Raw genomic sequence first — 22,222 nt, forward strand, 5'->3', positions numbered from 1 at the left:
TTTACCAAGCCGACGATTCGAAGCAACATCGGTGCCAGAGAAAGCCCGCCGACATGGCACCAATCTCGCTAAGACTTCCTGCCCTCCAAGTAATTGTTCATTTACCTATTGGATGACGGAAGGCCGCAGCGCTGACGCGCGCCGGAGGGCGCCCTCCATGAGGGCATCGCGGCACGCTTTCTGTGCATCCACGCCCCAGGAGCACCCCCATGACATCCTTCAAGCAAGCCGGTCCGCTGGGCGTGGCCGCGAACTACCACTGGCTGGCCACCGAGCAGACGGTGGACATGGCGCTGCCCGCCCGCCCCCCCGCGCGCCTGGCCCTGCCGGCCACGCCGCAGAACCTGGTGATCGACCTGCACCGCACGGCCATCGTGGTGATCGACCTGCAGAACGACTTCTGCACCGAAGGCGGCTGGGTCGACCACATCGGCGGCAACTACCAGGCCGACCGTGCACCCATCGGCCCCCTGCAGGCCCTGTTGCCCGCGCTGCGCCAGGCGGGCGTGCCGGTGGTGTGGGTGAACTGGGGCAACCGGCCGGACCTGGCCAACATGCCCCCCAACCAGATCCACCTCTACAAGCCCCACGGGCACGGCACCGGCCTGGGCGACCCGCTGCCCCACGGGCGCGGCAACGTGCTGGAAAAGGGCTCCTGGGCCGCTGCGATCGTCGACGAGCTGCCCGTGGAGCCGCAGGACATCCAGGTCGACAAGTACCGCATCAGCGGCTTCTGGGACACGCCGCTGGACAGCATCCTGCGCAACCTGGGGGTGAAGACGGTGCTCTTTGCCGGCTGCAACACCGACCAGTGCGTGCTGCATTCGCTGACCGACGCCAACTTCCTGGGCTATGGCTGCGTGTTGCTGGAGGACTGCTGCGCCACCAGCTCGCCGGCCTTCTGCACCGAGGCCACGCTGTGGAATGTGCGCAAGTGCTTCGGCTTCGTCAGCGACTCGACGGCCCTGCTCGGCGCCCTGGCCGCGCAGACGAACAACCACCATGGCTGATCCCCGCCCGGGCCGCGGCCCCGACCCGTGTGGCGCCTTCGTGCCCGGCGGCCTGCTGGCCCGGCCATCGACGGGCCAGGGGCCGCTGCACGGGCTGGACTTCGCGGTCAAGGACCTGATCGACGTGGCCGGCACGGTCACCGGCGGCGGCAACCCGGACTGGGCGGCCGCGCACGCCCCGGCCGCGCAGGACGCCCCCGCCGTGGCCGCCCTGTGCCGGGCCGGCGCGCGGCTGGTGGGCAAGACCATCACCGACGAGCTGGCCTTCAGCCTGGAGGGTGAGAACGCCCACCACGGCACTCCCCTCAACCCCAGGGCGCCCGATTGCCTGCCCGGCGGCTCCTCCAGCGGCTCGGCCGTGGCCGTCGCCTGCGGGCAAGTGGACTTCGCGCTGGGCACCGACACCGGGGGCTCCGTGCGGGTGCCGGCCGCCTTCTGCGGGCTCTACGGCATGCGGCCCAGCCATGGCCTGGTGTCACTGCAGGGCGTCATCCCCTTCGCCCCCAGCCTGGACACCGTGGGCTGGATGGCCCGCAGTGGCGACGTGCTGCAGCGGGTCGGCGACGTGCTGCTGCCCGCCGGCCCGGCGGCCGCCCTGCCCCCACCGCGTCTGGAGGCCCCCATGGACCTCTGGCAGGCGGTGGCCCCGGCCTGCGCCCAGGCCCTGTGGCCGCTGGCCGAGCGCCTGGGCGTGCGGCCCTGCGCCAGCACGGCCCTGAACGCCCCGCTGGAGGACTGGCTGCAGGCCTACACCTGCCTGCAGGGCGACGAGATCCGCCAAAGCCTGGGGCCGTGGATCACCGAACACCGGCCGCGTTTCGGCCCGGCCATGGCGCCGCGCTTTGCCAGCGTGTTCGACATCCCGGCTGAACAGGTCCGGCACTGGGGCGCCTGGCGAGCCCGGCAGACCCGGCGCCTGTCGGCCCTGCTGGCGGACGACACCGTCTGGGTGCTGCCCACCACCCCCACGCCGCCCCTGAGCCGCCAGGCCACGGACGACGAGCGCGGGCGCTTCTACAGCGTGGCCCTGCCCCTGAACGCGGTGGCCGGCCTGGCCGGCCTGCCGCAGGTGACGCTGCCGCTGGGGCAATGGCAGGGGCGCCCCCTGGGGCTGTCGCTGATCGCCGGCCACGGCCGGGACCGCGAGCTGCTGCGTCTGGCTGCCACAATCACCCCGGCCTGAGGCCGATCTCCTGTCCGGCCTCCTCCTGCCCATGTCGACCCCTTCGTCCACCGCCACCGCCCGCCCGACCGCGAAACGGGCCGCCGCCACAGCCATCAAGCGTGATCCGGCCAAGACCCGCGCCAACATCCTAAAGGCCGCCACCGCCGAGTTCGCCGCCAAGGGCTACAGCGGCGCCCGCACGGAAAAGATCGCCCAGCGCGCCAAGTCCAACGTGCGCATGATCTACCACTACTTCGGGGGCAAGGAGGCGCTGTACCTGTGCGTGCTGGAAGAGGTGCTGTCCCAGCTGCGCGCGCAGGAGCTGCAACTGAACCTGGGCGACGTGGCCCCGCTGCAGGGCGTGCTGCTGATGTTCGACTTCATCAACAGACACTTCGAGCGCCACCCCGAGCTGCGCAACCTGCTGGCCTACGAGAACCTGAACAAGGCGGCCTGCCTGAAGCGGTCCCGGCAGATTCCGCAGATGGCCTCGCCGGTGCTGCAGCAGCTGGAGCAGCTGCTGCGCCGCGGCGAAGCCGAGGGCTGCTTCCGCGCCGGCATCGACGCCATGCAGCTCTATGTGGCGATGGTGGGCGCCATCTATTACGGCAAGTCACACGCCTACACCCTGTCGCGCATCTTCCAGCGCGACATGCTGACCGCCGACTGGCAGGCCAGCTATCGCCAACAGACCCACCAGATGCTGGTCGGCTTTCTGACGTCCACCACGCCGGTCCCGTCCGTCGCCTGAGCCGCAGCGGCGGGTCACGGGGGCAGCGGCTCCCAGCGTCCCTGAAGATAGCGCTGACAGGTTGACGGGCCAAAGCGCCACAGGTGCAGCCAGCCGTTGTCCACCAGCTGGCGCACCACCTCCTGCGTGGCCAGCACCCGCTCGATGGCGGCGGCCGGGGCGTCGACGACCACCGTCAGGCGCAGCGGCTCGTGCACCCAGCGCTGGCCGTCATGCACCGACTGGCGCGACAGGCCGGTGCGCAGGTCGCCGCCATTGCCCTCGAACACGCCGATGCGCCCGCCCACCACGTTGTGCAGCAGCTTGTTGCCGCTGCCCAGGCGCTCGGGCTCGCACACCGCCGCGTGGTACTGCCAGTTGATCCAGTGGGCCACCAGCATCGGGGCGGTCATCAGCTGGGCGAGCAGCTGGCCCTCGGGGTCGGCCGCAGGCGTGTAGTCGTGCAGGAAGACCCGGCCGTCCAGCATCAGCCCGCGGGTGCGGGCGCGGGGGGCGATGACCAGGGCCGCGTTGCCGCTCAGACCCCACTCCGGCCGGGTCTGGGCACCGTCGTTGGCACGCCGGCGCAAGGCCATGAACAGGCGATCGGGCGGCAGGGCCGGGTCCAGCCCCAGCGAAGGGGCCCGCTCGCGGCGCACCTGCACCCTGGCCTGGTCGAAGGCCCGGCGGGCACGCGCCACCTGCGCCTGGCTGGCCGGCGGCAACAGGTCTTCGTCGAACCACTCCAGCGCGTCGGTGGTGGTGTTGTGCAGGGCCGCGGCGAAGGTGGTCTGCGCGGGCAGCACCAGGCCCGCACCGGCCAGGCCAGCCCGCACGGCGGGGTCGTTCAGCAGGCGCACCAGGGCGCGCACATTGGCCTCGCCGGTCTGGCCACCGCAGGCCCCGCAGTCCAGGCCGGCGGCATGGGCGTTGTTGGCCGACTGGCTGCCATGGCCCACCAGCAGCACCAGCGGCGCCAGGCCGTCGGTCAGGCCCATGCCACGCAGCACGCGGGCGGCCAGCGCCACCTGGTCGCCCAGCGGCAGGCCCTGCAGCGCGGGCCGGCACAGCGGCCGGTAGCGGGCCGACAGCCCCCTCAGATCGGCCCGGGGCCGCGGGGCCGCCGAAGGCTTCAGCCAGCCCAGCAGCCCACCCAGATAGCCCCAGCCGGCAGCCTCGACATAGGAGAAAGCGGTGCCGGGCCAGCGGCCGGTCGCAGCCAGTTGCTGGCTGCGCTGGGCCTGGCGCTGGCGGGCCTGGCGGGCCCGCTCGGTCAACTGCGCCGACAGTAGCTCACCCTCTGAGCCCACCAGCACATCGCCCATCGCCACGGTGGGCGCCAACAGGCCCGGCAGCTGGGGGCGCTGCAAGGCGGTGCCCAGCGGGGTGTAGGTGGCCGGCACGCCGAAGAAGCCGGCAAAGCCCAGGGTCTGGACCGCCGGATCGGCCGCCTCCACGGCCCGGCGCAGGCGCTCGCTGCGCACGTCGATGCAGAACACGGCCTGCACGTCTGGCGCGGTCTGTAGTGGCTGGGGCACCTGGTGCAGGGTCCGCGCCAGCGCACGCTGGTAGCCCTGTTCCAGCGCGCTTTGCCAGATCTCGTCGGCCCACAGCGTGGCTTCGGCCTGGGCCAGGCGCGCGGGCGCCTGCTGCCAGGCCTGCTGCAGTGCGGCCACGGCCTGGCGGGCGGCATGGTCCGTCTTGCATTCCACCAGCAGGGCGCCCCAGGCCAGGCGGACGGCCAGCAGGTCGCGCAGGGTGTCGTCCTGGCAGCCCCGCTGCCGAGCCTGCCAGCCCTGATGGGCACACCAGGCGGCCCAGCCCTGCACCGTCCACAGCACAGCCTCCAGGTAGTCGGCCCAGATGGCCGGATGCAGGCCCAGGCGTTCCAGCGCCCAGCGCTCGGCCTGCCCACGGGTTTCGGGCAGGGCATGCAGGCCGTCACGCAGCCCGGGCAGGCCCATCAGCCAGCCCATGCCGTGGTCGTGCACCAAGCTGTCGCGCCAGAAGGCGAACAACCCGCCGGAACGTTGCGGCTGCCAGTCGGCCTGGTCGCGGTCGAAGTAGGCCGCGCAGGTCTGGCTGACCTGGTGGGTGATGGCCTGGCGCCAGCTCAGTCGCTCCTGGCGCCGCGGGTCGTCGTCAAGGGTGTCGATCAGCAGGGGCAACGGCGTGATGCCCAGAGGGGCCCGCAGGGCCTGCAGGCACTCGGCCTCGCGGCTGACCGGCTGGCCGGCCAGGGTCAGCGCGGCGCGCAAGTCCTCGGGCTGGATGCGACCCTCCCGCCGGGCCTGGGCCAGCAGCGCGCGTGGCGGCAGCACCTGCACGCCGGCCAGCACCGCCAGACGGGCGGCCACCCGGCGCAGCGGCAGGCCGATGCGCTGCCAGTGCGGGTTGACCGCGATGGACTGGTCCAGCGGCCAGACTGGGGCGAATTGTTGGCAGGCCTGGTCGCAGGCGGCCTCGACACGGGGATCGACCTCCGGGCGTTCACCAGAGGCCGAAGCTCCGCGAACGGGGCGCACGGGCAGGGAAAGATCCATCACGGAAGACACCTCGCAGACGGTTCACGCAGAGATCACGCAGCGGACCGGGCCGGAAGACCCGTGGCACCGGACGGCCCATGGCCGCGCCAGGCACCCGCGGCCCAGGTGCTGGGCCACAGCCGGCAGGCCAGACGGGTGACCAGGTCGTCCACGTAGTAGCCGGCATAGGTCCAGCGGTGGGCAGCGGGCCACACCCCGCCGCGCCACTGCAGGGCCAGCAGCCCACCGTGCAGCGCCGCCATGCCGCACAGGGCCAGGACACCCAACGCCAGATGCGGTTGGGCCGCCACGCCCAGCGGCAGTTGGTGCCCCAGCCACGCCAGGGCGGTGAGCCCGCACACGGTGCCCAGGCCGGTGAGCCCCCCCGACCAGACGGTCCCACGGCCACCAGCGGGCAGCCACAGCAGCGGCGACCAGGCCAGGGCCAGGATGGCCGTCCACCACAGCGGCCAGCTCGGCGCCCCACCCACCAGCCCATGCAGCCCCTGCAGCAGTGCCACGACCACCGCGGTGGACACCCAAGGTGCGGCCAGCAGGCTGGCGCGTGCCACGGGGCCCGGCGTGGCCAGCATGCGCTCGCGCGTCTCGCTCACCACGCTGGACGCGGCCAGGAAGTGGTGGGCCTTGTAGAGCGAATGGCCGATCAGGTGCAGCGCCGCCATGGGGTACAGGCCCAGCCCGCACTCCAGCACCAGAAAGCCCATTTGCGCCACGGTGGACCAGGCCAGCCGCACCTTGATGCTGATGCGGGTGAGCATGGCAAAGGCGGCCAGCAGCGCGCTGCCCAGGCCGGCCACCACCAGCAGGCCGCGGGCGGCGGGCGAGGCGTCCAGCCAGGGCGCAAAGCGGATCAGCACCACCCCGCCCAGGTTCACCACCCCGGCATGCAGCAGCGCCGACACCGGGGTGGGCGCCTCCATCACCTGCAGCAGCCAGCCGTGCAGCGGCACCAGGGCCATGCGCAGCACCACCGCCAGCGCCAGCGCCACCGCGGCCCAGGACATCCCTGGTGCGGCCGGCAGGGCCAGGGCTGCCGAGATGCGGCCACTGCCCACCGCATGCCAGGCCAGCAGCGCGGCCAGCAGCAGCAGCACATCGGCCAGGCGGTCGCTCACCCGCTTCTTGTGAGCCGCCAACTGGGCAAAGGGCCGGTCCGGGTAGAAGCACAGCAAGCCGTGCAGGGCCTGGCCCAGTGCCATCCAGGCGGTGATCAGCAGCAGCCAATGGTCGGCCAGCAGCAGCAGGTGCACGGCAGCCAGCACGCCGGCCAGCCCCCGCACCGCCCGCCCCTGGCCCGGCTCACCCTGCAGGTAGCGTTGGGCAAAAGCACCGATCACGCCCGCCAGCGCCTGCACCAGCAGCGCCGCCCAGGCGGCCGGCAGGCTGGAGGCCAGCAACGGCAATGCTGGCGGCGCCATGCCCGCAGCGAGCAGCCCCACCGCGCCCACGGCCCCCACACAGGACAGCGCGGCCGCCCCGCTCCAGAGGCGCCAGGCCCACCGGGCCGTGCCGCGGCCCAGGGGCGAGGCGGCCACCCCGGCCGCCGGCGCCATCAGCAGCAGGGGCGAGAGCACGCACAGGCTCAGGGCCCAGCCCCCCCAGGAGGACGACAAATGGACTTCGGTCACGGGCATCACACAGCGGCTCGGTTGGAACAGGCGCTATGGTGTTCACCCTAGTTCATTCTGTAAAATTCAATGATCAGAACAATTCGTTCTGTTTAACGGAATCAATGAACGTCGAGCAGCTGAATTTCCACCACCTGTTCTACTTCTGGCGGGTGGCCCGGCTGGGGCACCTGACCCGGGCGGCCGAGGCCCTGCACACCTCGCAGTCGGCGCTGTCAGCCCAGATCCGCCAGCTGGAGGAGCGGCTGGGCGAGACGCTGTTCGACCGCCGGGGACGGCGGCTCGCGCTGACCGCCTCCGGTCAGCTGGTGCTGGCCTATGCCGACCAGATCTTCGGCCTGGGCCAGGCCATGCTGGGTCGTCTGCAGGGCAGCGGCGACGGGGTGCAGCGCCTGCGCATCGGCAGCGTGGCCACGCTGTCGCGCAACTTCCAGGAAAACTGGCTGCGCCCCGCGCTGGAGGACCCCGCCGTCATGCTTTCGCTGGAATCGGGCACGCTGGAAGGCCTGGTGGCCCGGCTCAAGGCCCACCAGCTCGACGTGGTGCTGGCCAACGAGCCGGTGCCCACCACCGATCCCGATCACCCCCTGCACTGCCGGCTGGTGGGCAGCCAGTCCGTGTCACTGGTGGGCCCCACGGCCCGCTGGCAAGGCCGGCAGCTGCGCATCCCCGACGACCTGGGCGGGCTGGACATGGCCCTGCCCGGTCCGCGCCACGCACTGCGCGCTCAGTTCGACGCCCTGTGCCAGGCCGCCGGCGTGCGCCCGCGCATCCGCGCCGAGGTGGACGACATGGCCATGCTGCGTCTGCTCGCACGCGACAGTGGCTGGCTTGCCCTGCTGCCCGAGGTGGTGGTGCAGGACGAGCTCAAGAGCGGCCTGCTGAGCGTGACCGGCCGCAGCGAGCCCTTGCGGGAGAGCTTCTACGCCATCACCGCGCCGCACCGCCTGCGGCCCCAGGCGCTCGATGGGCTGCTGAACCCGCTGCGTTGAAGGGGGCGGCCCTGGCCAGACAGCTGAGGTAGGCTAGGCGCATCGCCATCTTGATGAAGGCCCATGATGAAAACTTCGACCGCTCTCGTCGTGTCTTCCTGGCTGTGCTGGTCCTGCCTGACGCCTTGTCTGGCGGCCGAGCCTGAAACGCAGTCGCCCGGGGTTGTCCAGAAGGTGGAACATGCCATCGAGCGCGGTGCCGAAGCCGCTGCGAGTGGCGTTCAGCGTGGGGTCAAGGCGGCTGCGCATGGCATCGAACGGGCCGCCAGTGCCACGGCCCACGGCGTCCGTGCCGCGGCCGGAGGCGTCGCCCACGGGGCCAGTGCCGCCGCACACGGCGTGGACGCGGCCGCCAGCAAGGTCCAGGGCGTGGTCGCCCCCGCCTCCCACCCATGACCACGCCCACCCGCCTGGCCAGTTGCAGCTGCGGTCAGCTGACCGCCACCGTTCAAGGCGACCCGATCCGCGTGGCCGTCTGCCACTGCCTGACCTGCCAGCGGCGCACGGGCAGCGTGTTCGGCGCGCAGGCCCGCTTTCCGCGGGAGGCGGTCCGCACCGCCGGGACCGGCCGCACCTACACACGGACCGGTGACGAAGGTGGCCAGTGCCGCTTCACCTTCTGCCCCGAATGCGGCGCCACCGTTTTCTACAGCATGGCCGACCAGGACGACTTTGTCGGCATCCCGGTGGGTGCGTTCGCAGACCCGGCCTTCCCCGGGCCCGCCTTGTCGGTGTACGAGGAGCGCATGCACAGCTGGGTGACGATGCCGCAGGGCGTGGCGCACATCGTCTAGCCTGGCGCGCGCCGCTCAGTCGCCCGCCAGCAAGCCCCAGGCCGCCAGCGCCATCACCTGCGCCGACAACACCATGTCGCGGATGCCCACGTACTCGTCAGGCTGGTGGGCCAGGGCCAGCAGGCCGGGGCCGTAGGCGATGCAGTCGCGCAGGCGGCCGATGCGGTCGATGTGCTTCTGGTCGTAGGTGCCGGGCGAGCAGACGAAGCGGGCCTCCCGGCCCAGCACCTCCTGCACCGCACGGGCGGTGTCGCGCGCCACGGGGCGCTCACGCTCGGTCAGCACCGGGGCCACCGAGAACAGCTCGCGCAGCCCGTAGTCGAAGTTCGGCCGTTCGGCCTTCAGGCCATCGAGCAGGCCCACCACCTCGCCGCGCACGCTCTCCAGGCTCTCCTCGGCCAGGAAGCGGCGGTCGATCACCAGGCGGCAGCTGTCGGGCACGCAGGGCGCAGGCAGCTGGTCGCCCTCGGGCTCGGCCTGGCCACCGTGCAGGGAATTGAAGTTGACGGTGGACTGACGCGCCATCTCGGGCACCACCGGCATGGTGGTGTGGCGCGCCGCCAGCGCAGGGATGAGGTCGCGCTCGAAGCGCTCCAGCACCGCGCCCATGTGGCGCACCGCGCAATCACCCAGGAAGGGCATGGAGCCGTGGGCGATACGACCGCGGGTCTCGATCTCGGCCCACCAGACGCCGCGGTGGCCGATGCAGACCTGGTCCACCTCCAGCGGCTCGGGGATGATGACGTGGTCCACCCGCGGCTGGCTGAACCAGCCGCGCTCGGCCAGGTAGGCCACGCCGCCATAGCCGCCGGATTCCTCGTCCACGGTGCCGCTGATCTCGATCGCCCCGGGCAGGCCCAGGCCGCTGTCGATCAGGGCTTCCGCGGCGATGATGGCCGCGGCAATGCCGCCCTTCATGTCGCTGCTGCCGCGGCCGTAGAGCCGGCCGTCCTTCACCACGCCGGCGAAGGGGTCGACCGTCCAGCCCTCACCCGGCAGCACCACGTCGATGTGGCCGTTGAAATGCACGCAGGGGCCGGGGCCGAAGGTCTTGCGGGCGATGACGTTCCAGCGCGGGTATCGGTCGCTGTCGCCGGGCGCGCCCTCGCCGCGCACATAGCTCACCTCGAAACCACGCCGCGCCAGACGCTGGCCGATCAGCTCGGCGCAGGGGCGGTAGGCCTCCCCCGGCGGGTTGATGGTGGGGATGCGCACCAGGGCGCGGGCCAGGTCCACCAGCTCGTCCTCGCGGGCCTCGATGGCCTCCAGCAGGGCGAGGCGGCGCGGGTCATCGGCAGTGGGGAAACTCATGGCATGCATTGCGGAACAGGCGGCGGTGCGCCAGTATCCCGCCACGGTGTGCGATTGATCCAGCACACGCCGCGCGGACGCTGCCGACGTATCTTGTCTGCGTGAACCGGGGGATCTTCAACGCACGGAGGACAGAAGATGAAATCGCACACCTTGGTGGTTGCCGCGCTGGCCCTGATGGGGCTGGGGGTTTCTCTCACCGCAGGAGCCCAGCCCGCGCCGATGGCTTCCGCACCGGGCGCGTCTGCCCCCGGGATGGGAACGGGCATGGGCATGGGGCCCGGGAAAGGGGCTCGCATGGGCCCAGGCGCCCAGCGCGGTGGCATGTATGGCCCGAAGTACACCCCGGGCTGGTCGGTGATGACGGACGCCGAGCGGGCCGAACACCGGACCCGGATGCAGTCCTTCACGAACCGGGCCGATTGCCAGGCCTACGTGACGGAACACCACGCCCAGATGGCCGAGCGAATGAAGCAGCAGGGCGGACAACCGATGCCGCAGCCCCGGCGGGATCCCTGCGCCACACTGAAGCCTTGACAGGGCCTTCCCATCAGGGGCCCGGCCCGGCTCAGGCCGGGCTGATCAGCAGGTGCAGTTTGTCGGACACGCCAGCCCACTGTCCATGCTCGGGCAGGGGCGGCTGGCGCCGGGTGATCGACGGCCACTGCTGCGCCGCCTGGGCATTGATCGCGATGTAAGGCCGCTGGGCCTGCGTCGCTTCGCTGGCGTTGACGATGGCGTCCACCGGGCACTGCGGCACGCACACCGAGCAGTCGATGCAGCCGGCTGGGTCGATGGCCAGGAAGTTGGGGCCCTCGACGAAACAATCCATGGGACAGACTTCGACGCAGTCGGTGTATTTGCACTGGACACAGGGCTCGGTGACGATGAAAGGCATGGGGCGATTGTCGGGCGACTCGAATGCCCTTCAGATCGGCTGGCCCAAAGCCGGTGGCGCGGCCGACCACAGCACCGAGGTCATGCCCATCGAGCCCTGCACCACGTCCGTCAGAAACTGCAGCGTGTCACCCTCGCGGCGCAAGGCCGAGGTGTAGAGCAGCGGCAGGTAATGCTCCGCCGTGGGCACGGCGAGCTGTGCGTCAGTGTCCTGTGAACCCCAGTCCGTCAGCGCCGGCAGGTCTTGTGCAGTCAGCTGCTGCTTGACCCGCTCGGTGAAGCGGATCGCCCAGTCGAATGGCGTGGCGTCGTGGAAGTCATAGAGCGGCAGGTTGTGGACGATGTTGCCGCTGCCGACGATGAGCACGCCCTCGTCGCGCAGTGGCAGCAGCTGCCGGGCCAGCGCCCGGTGCCAGGCGGCGCTCTGCGTGGTGTCCAGGCTCAGTTGCACAACCGGAATGTCGGCCTGGGGGTACATGGGCATCAGCACGCTCCAGGCGCCGTGGTCCAGCCCCCGGCCAGCGTCCAGGCGCACCCGCTGCGGTGCCAGCAGCTCGGCCACCCGCCGCGCCAGCGCCGCGCTGCCCGGCGCGGCGTAGTGCACGTCGAACAAGGCCTTCGGGAAGCCGTAGAAGTCGTGGATGGTCTCAGGCGTGGATGTGGCGGTCACATAGACGCCCCGGGTCTCCCAGTGGGCCGACACGCACAGGATGGCCCGCGGTCGCGGCAGCGCCGCCCCCAGCGCCGCCCAGGCCCGGCGGAAGGGGTTGTCCGTGATGGCATTCAGGGGCGAGCCGTGGCCGATGAACAGGACGGGCATCGACGGGCTTGACGAGGGCTGGGTCATCTTGTGCAAGGCCTCCGGCGGCGGTGTGAAGCAGCTCAGTGGGACAGGCCGATCTGCCGCATGAACTCGGCGTTGTCCCAGAACAGGTATTCCTCGAACATGATGCCGTCCTTGTTCCAGTGGCCGATCGTGGCCATCGGGATGCGGTAGGCCTTGCCGGTGGGCGGGATCACCTTGCCGTCGGCCAGCACCATCGGTTGGGTGAAGGTGCCTTCCAGCCAACCGACCACGGCCGTCCACTGGGCATCGGCCGTGCCAAAGCGCACCGAGTGCTCCCTGATGCGGTTGTCCGGCGCAAAGGTCCACATGTACTTCAGGTCGTCGATGTGCTTCTGGATGCCCTGGGTGGTGTGCCCATCCGGCCAGTGCACGATCACGTCCGGGCTGTGGGTCTTGTGCAGATCCTGCCACTGCTGATTCGTGTAGACACGAAAATCCAGGTCGTCAAAGTTGGCCAGGTTGCGGACCAGTTCTGGCGGCACGCTGGGGGTGGCGGGCACCGCTTGCCCGACCTGGGTGCCCGGCCAGGCGTCGGCCGGAGCCGCAGGCTCCGCGGCGTTGACGGAAGCGGCCAGCGTGGCCATGGACAGGGACAGCAGAGCGGCCAGGGTGTGAAGACGTGTCATGTGAATCCTCGACAGCAGAAGTGGGGGAGTGAGCTCACTGTATTGACACACCATCAATGGATAAACACTGTTTCCGTGGATGGATTGAACACAATATCGTGACAATCAGGTCTTCCCTCGGCCGGCCCCCCACCGCTGCCGGCCTGCTGAGCGACACTGCCGCCCTGAACACCAACACCAGGGAGACCGACATGCCCCCCACCGACTGGACCGCTGAGATCCGGACCGCCGCCCAACGCGCGCAGGCCCAGGGCGCCATGGTGCGGCTGGTGAGCGAGACACATGCCGTGCAGCAGGAGGGGCTGGATTTCCTCGTCTCCCACCTGTCCTCGCTCAGCCTGAAGGACCTGGCCAAGATCCTGCAGCAGAACACCGGCGCCAACCCCTTCCTGCCCTACGAGCCGGCGATGTTCGTGGCCGATCTGTCGGACACCCATGTGCTGCTGCTCAACAAGTTCCCGATCTTCCCGGATCACGCGATGGCCGTGACCCGGCGCTTCATGCTCCAGACGGGCGAACTGGAGCCCAGCGACTTCGACGCGGTGGCCTGCTCGGTGCTGGGCACCGGGGATGCGGTCTTCATGTTCAACGGTGGCAAGCGTGCCGGTGCCAGCCAGCCCCATCGGCATGTGCACATCCTGCCCAGCCACCAGCTGCCGCTGATGCGGCACTTTCCGGTCGACGCGGCACCGGGCACCCTGCAGCAGTTGCCCTTCTTCGGCTTTGTGCATGCCTACCTGCCGCTGGACGCGCGGCTGCCGGTGGCCGAATGGGCCCAGCAGTTGCAGCACGCCGTGCAGACGGGCTTTGCCCACTGCGGTCTGGCGCCCCATCTGGGTGAACTGCCGCCCTACAACCTGCTGGGTTCGCGCCAGGGCGTGCTGCTGGTGCCCCGGCGGTGCGAGCACTGGAGCGACGGCACCCACAGCCTGTCCATCCATGCCTTGAACTTCGGCGGCTGGGTGGGGGTGAAGGGACCGGAGCAAATCGAGCCGGCTTGCCAGGCAGGCTTGATGAACCTGCTAAACGCCGTGACCCAGCCACGGGACTGAGCCGACCCCTTTCAGCCGCAGGCCGCCGCCAGTGCGGGGGCCGAAGGCGACACCAGCTCGGTCAGCCGCCAGCTGCCATCGGTCTGCAGATGCCAGGTCGCATCGAAGCTGCCCACCGCCGTGACCTTGTCGCCCAGGGTCTTGAGCCTGCCACTCTGATGGGCCACGCCATCTTGCGCGCGGGTGCGTTCGGGTGCGAACTCGCATTCGAACACCCAGCGGCCGGCCAGCAGACGCAGTTGATCCTGGATGGCGTCCCGCCCCACCAATGCCGGCTGCTCGCCGGGGCGCCAGGTGGCCTGGGCCTCGAACATCTGCGCCGTGACGGCCGGGTCGCGCGCCTTCATGCGCCGGCCCAGTTCGGACGCCGCATCCTCCACGGCCCGCTGGTCGGCGGTCAACGCGTCATAGGCCCAGCGGGCCGATCGCACCACCACGAAGCCACAGCCCGCCTGGCTCAGACACAGACCCGCCATCCCGGCCCACCACCACGCATGTTTCATGGGCTCATTGTCGGAGCGATGCGTCACGCGCCAGTGCCAGAAAGTTTCCGACCTGTGGCAGCGCCAGCTTGCGCCGGTGCGCCAACGCCAGGCGGGCAATGGGCTGCACGCCAGCCAGGGGCCGGTACTCCACCCCGGCCAAGGCGAACTGGCCCATCGAGGCCGGCACGACCGTAACGCCGGTTTCTGCCGCCACCAGCGCCAGGGCGGACGAGAGCTGGGGCGCATGCGGCCCGAGTCGTGGCTCGAAGCCCGCCTGGCGGCAGGCCCCGACCACCGCATCATGCAGCGTCGCGCCAATGGGCCGCGGTGTCAGGATGAACCATTCGTCGCGCAGATCCGTCAGGCGCAGCGTCTTGCGGCGCACCTGCAACAGCGCATGGCCGGCCGGCAGGGCAGCGATCATCGGCTCGTCGGGCAGGGCATGCAGGGTCAGGTCACGGGCCTCGGCGCCATCGGGCCGCAGAAAGGCCAGGTCCAGCCGCCCCTCGCGCAGGCGCTGGGCCAGCAGGGCGCTGTTGTTCTCCTCGAGCTGCAGCTCCACCTGCGCGAACGCCCGCCGAAAAGCCCGGATGGCCTGCGTCACCCGCGGCAGCAGGATGGCCGAGGCCGTGAAGCCCAGGCGCAGGATGCCGGTCTCGCCACGGGCCGCCTGACGGGCGTGGTGCACCGCCGTGGCGGCCTGGGCGGGCATGTCGGCCACCTTGTCCAGGAAGGCCTGACCGGCCTCGGTCAGCACGGCCCCCTGGGGCACACGGTGGAACAGCCGCGCGCCCACCTCGTTCTCCAGATCGCGGATCTGCTGGCTCAGTGGCGGCTGGCCAATGCCCAGGCGCTCGGCCGCCCGGGTGAAGTTTCCCTCGGCGGCCACGGCCAGAAAGTAGCGGATGTGGCGCAGTTCCATGCGCAAGCCCCTCGGGGTTCAGGTGGACGGGGTCGATTGTCGCGTCGCCGGACTCAGAGCCCCAGCTCGCTCAGGCCGGGGTGATCGTCGGGGCGGCGGCCCAGGGGCCAGTGGAACTCGCGGTCCGCCGCGGCGATGGGCTGGTCGTTGATGCTGGCATGGCGGCGCATCATCAGGCCCTGGTCGTCGAAGGCCCAGTTCTCGTTGCCGTGGCTGCGATACCACTGGCCCGCGTCGTCATGCCACTCGTAGACGAAGCGCACCGCGATGCGGTGGCTGTCGAAGGCCCACAGCTCCTTGATGAGGCGGTAGTCCAGCTCGCGCGACCACTTGCGCTCCAGCAGCGCCTGCGCCTGCTCGCGACCGACGGGGAACTCCACCCGGTTGCGCCAACGGGTGTCCGGGCTGTAGGCCAGCACCACCCGGGCCGGATCCCGGGTGTTCCAGGCGTCTTCGGCCAGGCGGATCTTCTGGATGGCCGTCTCGCGGGTGAAGGGCGGCAGAGGAGGACGTGCGCTCATGGGGGGCTCCAGTGATTGAATCAATGTAGACAGATCTGTCTACTTTTCAAGTCTAGGCACAATAGACAGACCTGTCTACACTGCCCCCACCATGCAGATGCTTGAACACGAGGACGTGGCCGCCCTGCCCGCGCGCGAGCGGATCCTGGAGACCGCGCACCGGCTGTTCTACCGCGAAGGCATCCGAGCCACCGGCGTGGATGCGGTGATCGCCGCGGCCGGGGTCACCAAGGTCACCTTCTACCGGCACTTCCCCAGCAAGAGCGAGCTGATCGACGCCGTGCTGACGCTGCGCCACGGGCGATGGATGGAGTGGTTCAGTTCAGCCCTGCAGCGCCATGCACGGCGCCTGCCCCTGCCCCGCGCGCTGGCGGCCACGCTGCGCGAGTGGCTGAGCCGCCCCGACTTCCGGGGCTGCGCCTTCATCAACGCCGCGGTCGAGTGGGGAGGCAGCGAGCCCGCGGTGCGGCAACAGGCCGCCCAGCACAAGCAGGCGATGACCGCGGCCATCGCCCAGCACCTGCCCGACACGCCGCGCCGCGCAGCCCTGGCGCAGGCGCTGAGCCTGGCGGTGGACGGCTGCATCGTGCAGGCGCAGATCCACGCCGGCGTGCCGCGGGACATCCAGGCCAGCCTGAATGCGCTGACCCTGCTGGCGCAGGCCCTGCTGCCCGAGGACACCACCGCCGCGGCCGACGCCTGAGCGGCGCGGCGCCCTCAGCCCAGGGCGCGCAGAACGGCGGGCGCGATGCGCCGGTGCATGGGCGCCACCGGCAGCATGTACAGCCGCCCCAGCCAGTTGTGGACATGGACCACGGTAGTGATGGTGACCACCGCCGGGCCGGTCTGCGTGGCCGCCCCGACCCCGGTGGTGTGCACCGACAACACCACCTCCAGGTGGCGGTCCCGGTCGCCCAGCAGCACCTCGTCGGGGTGGTTCTCCAGCAGCGTGAAGATGCCCACGCGGTCGCCGGGCCGGTAGTCCTGCAAGGGCCGTTGCGGGTCCAGGTCGGACAGGCCGCCCAGGTCCTTCAGGCCGAACCAGCGCACCACCCGGTTGCGCAGACGCATGCAGGCTTCCACCCAGGCGGGCGTGGCGCGCACAGCCTTGAGGAACTGGCCCAGTGCGCTCAGGCCCGGCTCGGCGGCGGAAACAGCCCAGGCATCGGCGAAATCGGCCCCGGCAAGCCGGGATCCAATCCGGCTGCCCGGCGGTGGTGCGACAAGACGGGGCATGGCCGCAGGTGATGTCATGGGGAGGGACAATACCAGCCCTTTGTCCGCCAAGCCGTTCCCGGATGTCACCTGCCGACGCTGCCCCACCCCCTGAACGCTCCCTGTCCCTGCTGAGCCTGACCACGCCGGTGGCCATGGGCTACATCCCGCTGGGCATGGTGTTCGGCTTTCTGTTCGTGCAGGCCGGAGGCGCCGCCTGGCTGGCGGTGCTCTCCAGCATCGTGGTCTACGCCGGCGCGGCCCAGTACATGATGGTGCCGATGCTCGCCGCGGGCCTGCCTGTGGGCGCCATTGCACTGGCCACCGCGGTCGTCAACCTGCGCCATGTGTTCTACGGTCTGTCCCTGCTGGACCGCCTGCCCGACCAGCGTGGCCTGCGCTGGATCCTGGCCTTCTGCCTGACGGACGAAACCTATTCCGTGCTGACCGCCCTGCCGCGCAGCACCCCGGGCAACCGCCTGATGGGGGTGGCCTTGCTCAACCAGGGCTGGTGGACACTGGGCACGGCCCTGGGCGCCCTGCTGGGCTCGCAGGTGCCGCTGAACCTGCAGGGGCTGGATTTCGTGCTGGCCGCCCTGTTCGGCGTGCTGACGGTGGAGCAGTGGCGGCAGCGCGACAGCGCCGCCCCGCTGTGGACCGCGCTGGCGGCCTATGCGGTGGCCCAGGCCGTGGCTCCCGCCCATGCCCTGGTCATCGCCATCGCCCTGAGCCTGGTGGTGGGCCTGGTGTGGCCCGGCCGCCCCCGCGCCGCCAGTCTGCCGGAGCACCAGGCATGAACGACACCCGCTACGTGATCTCGGTGATCGTGGCCATGGGCCTGGTCACCTTCGGCCTGCGGGCCCTGCCCTTCCTGGCGGCCCAGTGGCTGCAGCGGCACCGCTTCGTCCAGCGCCTGGGCCAGTTCCTGCCGCTGGCCATCATGACGCTGCTGCTGCTGCATTCGGTGGTGGGCTCGGCCCGCTCGCACGCCGGCCCGCCCTGGGCCGAGGCGCTGTCCATCACCCTGGTGCTCGGCCTGCAATGGTGGCGCGGCCATGCGCTGCTCAGCATCCTGCTGGGCACCGGGCTGTACGTGCTGCTGCGCCAGGTGGCCCTGGGCTGACGCACGCCACGGCTTCAGATGAAGAGGCCGCTGTCGGTCTGCCCTTCTTCGTCCAGGGCCTTGCGGGCCCGCTTGGCCTTGAACATCCGTTCATCGGCCAGCGCCAGCAACTCGTCAGCACCGCAGGCGTCGCGCGGGAACTGGGCCACGCCCCAGCTGGCCGACAGGCGCAGCTGCAGCCCCGCCACCTCGAAAGGCCGAGCCAGGGCGGCCCGCAGGCGCTGCTCCAGGGCATAGATGTCATCGACCTCGCCCGCATGAGAGAGCAGCACCGCAAACTCGTCGCCCCCCAGGCGCGCCACCAGCTCCCGATCACCCACGGTCTGGTTCAGGCGGGAGGCGAACTCCATCAAGGTGGCGTCGCCCGCGGCATGGCCATGGCCATCGTTGATCTGCTTGAGACCGTCCATGTCCAGCAGCATCACCGCCAGCCGGGCCTCTTGTCGCCGGGCCGCCGCGATGGCCGCATGCAGGCGGTCCATGAACAGGGCGCGGTTGGCCAGGCCGGTCAGGTCGTCATGGGTGGCGCGGTGGAACAGATCGCTCTCGCCGTAGCGGGTGGCCCAGTACATGGTGGTGCCCACCACGCGTGAGAGCAGACCGAGCACCGCCGCGTCGCCGTCCGAAAAGTGGCCAGGCTCGCTGGAAAAGGCCTTGAGCACGCCCACGCATTGGCCCCGGTGGGACAGCGGCACGACGACCATCGAGCGCACACCCACGGCCTCACAGGCGGCCAGGTCCACCCGGTCGTCGACGAGTGTGTCATCGCACTTCAGCCAGCTGCCGGTGGCAATGCACAGGCCCGACAGGCTGTTTGCGCGGTCCACACGCCGGCCGAGTTGGCCAGAGGCACTGCCAGCCACCGCCCGGTAGACCATGCTGTCCCCATCGGCCAGCTCGATGGCAGCCCCCTGCGCCCGGACCAGGTCCAGCACCTTGCGGACCACCAGATCCATGACGCCCGGCAAATCGAGCCCCAGCTCGGTCACCTCCCCATGCAGGTCGATGACATCAAGCAACACCCCAGCGGTCGTCATGACCACTCCCTCGTCGACAGCCAACTCCCTGTTCGCGGCACTCTGAGTTGCCCTCGCCAGGAGGCAGGTTACTCCATTTACAGGAATACCCTGACACCTAATCTGGGGTCAGCTGTACGACGTGGGGGGCGGCAGGCGTCCTTGCAGGTGGAAGTGCCCGATGTCACGCAGCTTGAGGTCGATGGGGTCGTGCAGGGTGTGCACCCGCGCATTGCGCCAGAAGCGGTCCAGGCCCAGCTTGGCGCTGGTCGCGCCCGGCCCGGTCAGCTCGAACACCTCGCTGGTCAGCGCCACGCCGGCGCGGTGGGCCAGCACCTTGGCCTCGGCCACCTCGATGGCCAGCACGCCGCGGGCGTCGGCGCTCAGCGCCTCTCCCTGGGCCAGGGCCGTCTCCAGGGCGACCTGGGCCGCATCGGTGGCCAGTTCCGCCGCGCGGATCTTCAGCCGCAGATCGGCCCAGCGGTGAGCCACCAGCGGCTCCTCCAGCACCTGGCCCGCGTTGCCGTTCAGCCAGGGCCGAGCACGCTCCTGCAGAAAGGTCAGTGCCTGAGCGTAGGCCCCCTGGGCCAGGCCCAGGTAGAGGTTGGTCAGCACCAGCTGGGCCAGCAGGGTGCGCAGCGTGCCGCGGGGCGTCGGCAACTGACCGGGCGCCTGCAGCACATCCGCGTCGGCCAGCCAGACCTCCTGGAAGGTCACGGTGCCGCTGTCGGTCTGGCGCTGGCCGAAGCTGTCCCAGTCCTCCTGCACCTGCACACCCGGCGCGCGGGTGGCCACATGTCCCACCAGCTGCAGCTCGCGGCCATCGGCCTGCGGGGCCACGGCCGACAGCAGCAGCCGGTCCGAGCCAACGGAACCGGAGGCATAGCTCTTGACCCCGTCCAGCCACCAACCGCCCTTGGCGCGGCGGGCCTTCAGGCGGGTGTCGCGCGGGTTCAGCGCATTGCCCCAGAACCAGTCTTCCTGCAGCGTGCGTGGGAGCAGATCGGCCTGCTGGGCCGGGCTGCCCCAGAGCTGGATGCTGGCGATCTGCAGGTTGTGGAAGGCATAGACATGGGTCAGCGCGCTGTCGGCCTGGGCCAGCCGGCGCAGCACCCGGTACTGCTCGGCACAGCCCACGCCCCAGCCACCGGCCTCGCGCGGAATGACCAACGCCAGCAGACCGCTGCGGCGGATGGCCTCGCGCTCGGCCGCGGCATGGCCGCCGGCCCGGTCGCGCTGCGCGGCGGTGGCTGCCAGCTGCCGGGCCAGTTGTTCGGTGGCCGCAGCCACGTCAAAGGTGTCGCTCATGGGCTCAGTCCAGAATCTTCAGCAGGCGGGCCGCGTTGTCGTACAGCAGGCGCTCCAGCGCCGCGTCGGAAAAGCCCAGGGCCTGGGCGTCCTCCACCGACTGGCGGATGGGCCGGAAGGGGTAGGACGAGCCGAAGAGCAGCTGCTCGCCCAGGAAGCTGTTGGCCGCCTGCACCCAGGCGGCATGGCCGGGCTGGAACAGGTACATGTCGGGCACCAGGTGCACGTTCTCGTAGCGGAAGGCCACCCCAAGCGCCTGCTGCACATTGGGCCACCAGCCGTGGTAGCAGACGATGGGCAGCTGCGGGAAGGCCTGCGCCACCCGGGCCAGCGGCGCGGGGTCGCTGTAGCGCAGGTCCGGCGTGGTGGGGCCGGTCATCAGGAACACCGGCACCTGCAGCGACTGGCAGAGCTCGTAGACCGGGAAGTAGGCCGGATCGTCGGCATGCCGCGGCGGGCTGCCGAAACCGGGCTCCAGGTCGATGCCCGCCAGCCCCAGTTGGCGCACGGCACGCTCGGCTTCGGCCAGGGCGGCATCCTGGCCCTGCAGCACCGGGTCCACCGCGCCCACGCCGATCAGCTCCCGGTGGCCCCGGACGATCTCGTGGATCGTGTCGTTGGGCAGGTGCTGGCTGGGCGTGTGCCGGCCCACCACCACCGCACGCGACAGGCCGCCCTCGCGCACCTCGGCCAGAAAGCCGGCCGGCGTGCGCGAGCGGATGAAGTGGCCATCGTCCCCTCGCGTTCCCACCCGCCGGTTGAGCCAGCGGGCCACGGCCTCACCCTCGGAGCCCGGTGTCTTGCCGAAGAAGTCGTGCAGGTAGGCCGGTCGGCAGCGCATGTCGATGACGCGCGGCCAGGCGTTCTCGGAACTCATGCCTTGGCCGCCTCCGCTGTGGCCTGTCCGGCGCGAACATCGAAGGCGCCCCCGGTGATGGCGGCCTCGCGCAGCGTCACCGGCTGCTTGCCCGGCAGCAGCGGGAAGACCAACTCGGCAAAGCGGATGGCCTCTTCCAGGTGCGGGTAACCGGACAGCACGAAGCTGTCCACGCCCAGATCGACATATTCTTTCAGGCGCTGGGCCACCGTCTGCGGATCGCCCACCAGCGCCGTGCCGGCACCGCCACGCACCAGGCCCACGCCGGCCCACAGATTGGGGGCCACCTCCAGCTGGTCGCGCCGACCACCGTGCAGGGCGGCCATGCGGGCCTGGCCCACGCTGTCCATCTTGGCGTAGTTGCGCTGGGCCGCGGCAATGTCCTCGTCGCTGAGCTTGCTGATCAGCTTGTCGGCGGCGGCCCAGGCTTCGTCGTTCGTCTCGCGCACGATGACGTGCAGGCGCACGCCGAAGCGCACCGTGCGGCCGTGGCGGGCCGCGCGGGCCCGCACGTCGGCGATCTTCTCGGCCACCGCGGCCGGCGGCTCGCCCCAGGTGAGGTAGGCGTCCACATGCTTGGCCGCCAGCTCGTGGGCCGCGGGCGAGGAACCACCGAAATACAGCGGCGGGTAGGGTTGGGACACCGGTGGGAAGAAGTTCTGCGCGCCCTTGACCTGCACATGCTCGCCGTCAAAGTCCACCTTCTCGCCTTGCAGCACGCGCCGCCAGACGGTCAGGAACTCGTCGGCCGCGGTGTAGCGGGCGTCGTGGTCCAGGAAGACGCCATCGGCCGCCAGCTCGGTGGCGTCACCACCGGGCACCACGTTGAGCAACAGGCGGCCGTTGAGCGCCTGGTCCAGCGTGGCGGCCTGGCGGGCTGAGGCGGTGGGGCCCGACAGCGAGGTGCGCAGCGCCACCAGCAGCTTGATGCGCTGGGTCACCGGCACCAGGCTGGCAGCGGTCACCCAGGGGTCCAGGCAGCTCGCGCCGGTGGGAATGAGCAGACCGTCGTAGCCCAGCTGCTCGGCCGTTACGGCGATCTGCCGCATGTAGGCGTTGGTGGCCGGGCGGCCGGAATCGGAGGTGCCGAGGTAGCGGGTGTCGCCCGAGGTGGGCAGGAACCAGAAAATGTCGAGGCTCATGGGGTGATCCAGTCT

General features: G+C 70.7%; 25 protein-coding genes. 11 read left to right on the forward strand and 14 right to left on the reverse strand.

Annotated features, from left to right (window positions below; genetic code table 11):
- Positions 1-209 precede the first annotated feature (209 nt).
- The 3 genes from M0L44_RS02450 to M0L44_RS02460 are packed head-to-tail and all read left to right on the forward strand — an operon-like array spanning position 210 to position 2,926.
- Positions 210-1,010: a cysteine hydrolase family protein gene (locus tag M0L44_RS02450; RefSeq protein WP_252768012.1), complete on the forward strand. Its 801-nt coding sequence runs from the start codon at positions 210-212 to the stop codon at positions 1,008-1,010.
- Positions 1,003-2,193, forward strand: a complete 1,191-nt coding sequence (locus M0L44_RS02455) for an amidase (protein ID WP_252768013.1) — start codon at positions 1,003-1,005, stop codon at positions 2,191-2,193. Before M0L44_RS02450 ends, M0L44_RS02455 begins: the two co-directional genes overlap by 8 nt.
- Before the next feature lie 31 nt (positions 2,194-2,224).
- The gene (locus tag M0L44_RS02460; protein WP_252768014.1) at positions 2,225-2,926 is read left to right on the forward strand and encodes a TetR/AcrR family transcriptional regulator; all 702 of its coding nucleotides are present in this window, start codon (positions 2,225-2,227) and stop codon (positions 2,924-2,926) included.
- A 14-nt stretch (positions 2,927-2,940) separates the two neighbouring features.
- On the opposite strand, the gene M0L44_RS02465 is transcribed toward M0L44_RS02460, so the two are convergent.
- Together M0L44_RS02465 and M0L44_RS02470 are read right to left on the reverse strand one after the other, a co-directional pair.
- Entirely contained in the window at positions 2,941-5,448 is a 2,508-nt protein-coding gene (locus tag M0L44_RS02465) for a YbcC family protein (RefSeq protein ID WP_252768067.1), read from the reverse strand.
- Positions 5,449-5,483: 35 nt separating this feature from the next.
- Positions 5,484-7,085, reverse strand: a complete 1,602-nt coding sequence (locus M0L44_RS02470) for an NADH-quinone oxidoreductase subunit L (protein WP_252768015.1) — start codon at positions 7,083-7,085, stop codon at positions 5,484-5,486.
- 98 nt (positions 7,086-7,183) lie between these two features.
- On the opposite strand from M0L44_RS02470, the gene M0L44_RS02475 reads away from it, so the two are divergent.
- The 3 genes from M0L44_RS02475 (at position 7,184) to M0L44_RS02485 (ending at position 8,865) form a co-directional block, all read left to right on the forward strand.
- Entirely contained in the window at positions 7,184-8,071 is an 888-nt protein-coding gene (locus M0L44_RS02475) for a LysR family transcriptional regulator (RefSeq protein WP_252768016.1), read from the forward strand.
- A 66-nt stretch (positions 8,072-8,137) separates the two neighbouring features.
- A complete protein-coding gene (locus M0L44_RS02480) occupies positions 8,138-8,467 on the forward strand; it encodes a hypothetical protein (RefSeq protein WP_252768017.1) in 330 nt (109 codons plus the stop codon).
- Positions 8,464-8,865, forward strand: a complete 402-nt coding sequence (locus M0L44_RS02485; RefSeq protein ID WP_252768018.1) for a GFA family protein — start codon at positions 8,464-8,466, stop codon at positions 8,863-8,865. Before M0L44_RS02480 ends, M0L44_RS02485 begins: the two co-directional genes overlap by 4 nt.
- A gap of 15 nt (positions 8,866-8,880) precedes the next feature.
- Here M0L44_RS02485 and M0L44_RS02490 read toward each other — a convergent pair whose 3' ends face one another.
- On the reverse strand, positions 8,881-10,176 hold the full coding sequence (locus tag M0L44_RS02490) for an acetylornithine deacetylase/succinyl-diaminopimelate desuccinylase family protein (RefSeq protein ID WP_252768019.1): 1,296 nt from the start codon (positions 10,174-10,176) through the stop codon (positions 8,881-8,883).
- Between the two features lie 138 nt (positions 10,177-10,314).
- Here M0L44_RS02490 and M0L44_RS02495 point away from each other — a divergent pair, with 138 nt between their 5' ends.
- A complete protein-coding gene (locus tag M0L44_RS02495; RefSeq protein ID WP_252768020.1) occupies positions 10,315-10,713 on the forward strand; it encodes a hypothetical protein in 399 nt (132 codons plus the stop codon).
- 31 nt (positions 10,714-10,744) lie between these two features.
- Here M0L44_RS02495 and fdxA read toward each other — a convergent pair whose 3' ends face one another.
- From fdxA to M0L44_RS02510, 3 genes are all read right to left on the reverse strand, one after another.
- Positions 10,745-11,074: a ferredoxin FdxA gene (gene fdxA, locus M0L44_RS02500; RefSeq protein ID WP_252768021.1), complete on the reverse strand. Its 330-nt coding sequence runs from the start codon at positions 11,072-11,074 to the stop codon at positions 10,745-10,747.
- Between the two features lie 30 nt (positions 11,075-11,104).
- Entirely contained in the window at positions 11,105-11,893 is a 789-nt protein-coding gene (ygiD, locus tag M0L44_RS02505) for a 4,5-DOPA-extradiol-dioxygenase (protein ID WP_252768022.1), read from the reverse strand.
- A 62-nt stretch (positions 11,894-11,955) separates the two neighbouring features.
- Complete coding sequence (locus M0L44_RS02510; RefSeq protein WP_252768023.1) at positions 11,956-12,546, reverse strand: ester cyclase; 591 nt, start codon at positions 12,544-12,546, stop codon at positions 11,956-11,958.
- A 191-nt stretch (positions 12,547-12,737) separates the two neighbouring features.
- Between M0L44_RS02510 and M0L44_RS02515 the strand changes: the two genes are divergently transcribed.
- Positions 12,738-13,598, forward strand: a complete 861-nt coding sequence (locus tag M0L44_RS02515; RefSeq protein WP_252768024.1) for an ATP adenylyltransferase family protein — start codon at positions 12,738-12,740, stop codon at positions 13,596-13,598.
- Between the two features lie 11 nt (positions 13,599-13,609).
- Here M0L44_RS02515 and M0L44_RS02520 read toward each other — a convergent pair whose 3' ends face one another.
- Genes M0L44_RS02520 through M0L44_RS02530 form a run of 3 tightly spaced genes read right to left on the reverse strand, consistent with a single transcriptional unit; the run spans position 13,610 to position 15,526 of the window.
- Positions 13,610-14,101 carry a Cif family virulence factor gene (locus tag M0L44_RS02520; RefSeq protein ID WP_252768025.1) on the reverse strand — a complete coding sequence of 164 codons (492 nt, stop codon included), beginning with the start codon at positions 14,099-14,101 and terminating at the stop codon, positions 13,610-13,612.
- 4 nt (positions 14,102-14,105) lie between these two features.
- Positions 14,106-15,005, reverse strand: a complete 900-nt coding sequence (locus M0L44_RS02525) for a LysR family transcriptional regulator (protein ID WP_252768026.1) — start codon at positions 15,003-15,005, stop codon at positions 14,106-14,108.
- Positions 15,006-15,058: 53 nt separating this feature from the next.
- The gene (locus M0L44_RS02530) at positions 15,059-15,526 is read right to left on the reverse strand and encodes a nuclear transport factor 2 family protein (protein WP_252768027.1); all 468 of its coding nucleotides are present in this window, start codon (positions 15,524-15,526) and stop codon (positions 15,059-15,061) included.
- A gap of 91 nt (positions 15,527-15,617) precedes the next feature.
- Between M0L44_RS02530 and M0L44_RS02535 the strand changes: the two genes are divergently transcribed.
- Positions 15,618-16,229 (forward strand): TetR/AcrR family transcriptional regulator, encoded by a 612-nt coding sequence (locus tag M0L44_RS02535; protein WP_252768028.1) that lies wholly within the window; start codon positions 15,618-15,620, stop codon positions 16,227-16,229.
- A 14-nt stretch (positions 16,230-16,243) separates the two neighbouring features.
- Here the strand turns inward: M0L44_RS02535 and M0L44_RS02540 are convergent, their stop codons facing one another.
- Positions 16,244-16,762, reverse strand: a complete 519-nt coding sequence (locus M0L44_RS02540) for a DUF2867 domain-containing protein (RefSeq protein WP_252768029.1) — start codon at positions 16,760-16,762, stop codon at positions 16,244-16,246.
- Positions 16,763-16,824: 62 nt separating this feature from the next.
- On the opposite strand from M0L44_RS02540, the gene M0L44_RS02545 reads away from it, so the two are divergent.
- On the forward strand, positions 16,825-17,538 hold the full coding sequence (locus M0L44_RS02545; RefSeq protein ID WP_252768030.1) for an AzlC family ABC transporter permease: 714 nt from the start codon (positions 16,825-16,827) through the stop codon (positions 17,536-17,538).
- Positions 17,535-17,864: a branched-chain amino acid transporter permease gene (locus M0L44_RS02550; RefSeq protein ID WP_252768031.1), complete on the forward strand. Its 330-nt coding sequence runs from the start codon at positions 17,535-17,537 to the stop codon at positions 17,862-17,864. The genes M0L44_RS02545 and M0L44_RS02550 overlap by 4 nt, the downstream gene beginning before the upstream one ends.
- Positions 17,865-17,878: 14 nt before the next feature.
- Here M0L44_RS02550 and M0L44_RS02555 read toward each other — a convergent pair whose 3' ends face one another.
- The 4 genes from M0L44_RS02555 to ssuD form a co-directional block, all read right to left on the reverse strand.
- On the reverse strand, positions 17,879-18,901 hold the full coding sequence (locus M0L44_RS02555; protein ID WP_252768032.1) for a sensor domain-containing diguanylate cyclase: 1,023 nt from the start codon (positions 18,899-18,901) through the stop codon (positions 17,879-17,881).
- A gap of 108 nt (positions 18,902-19,009) precedes the next feature.
- Positions 19,010-20,188 (reverse strand): acyl-CoA dehydrogenase family protein, encoded by a 1,179-nt coding sequence (locus tag M0L44_RS02560; protein ID WP_252768033.1) that lies wholly within the window; start codon positions 20,186-20,188, stop codon positions 19,010-19,012.
- A gap of 4 nt (positions 20,189-20,192) precedes the next feature.
- Positions 20,193-21,065 carry an amidohydrolase family protein gene (locus M0L44_RS02565; RefSeq protein ID WP_252768034.1) on the reverse strand — a complete coding sequence of 291 codons (873 nt, stop codon included), beginning with the start codon at positions 21,063-21,065 and terminating at the stop codon, positions 20,193-20,195.
- Complete coding sequence (ssuD, locus tag M0L44_RS02570) at positions 21,062-22,207, reverse strand: FMNH2-dependent alkanesulfonate monooxygenase (protein WP_252768035.1); 1,146 nt, start codon at positions 22,205-22,207, stop codon at positions 21,062-21,064. The genes M0L44_RS02565 and ssuD overlap by 4 nt, the downstream gene beginning before the upstream one ends.
- Between the last annotated feature and the right edge of the window lie 15 nt (positions 22,208-22,222).

This window comes from Ideonella oryzae (assembly GCF_024055665.1).
Taxonomy (GTDB): Bacteria; Pseudomonadota; Gammaproteobacteria; order Burkholderiales; family Burkholderiaceae_C; genus Ideonella; species Ideonella oryzae.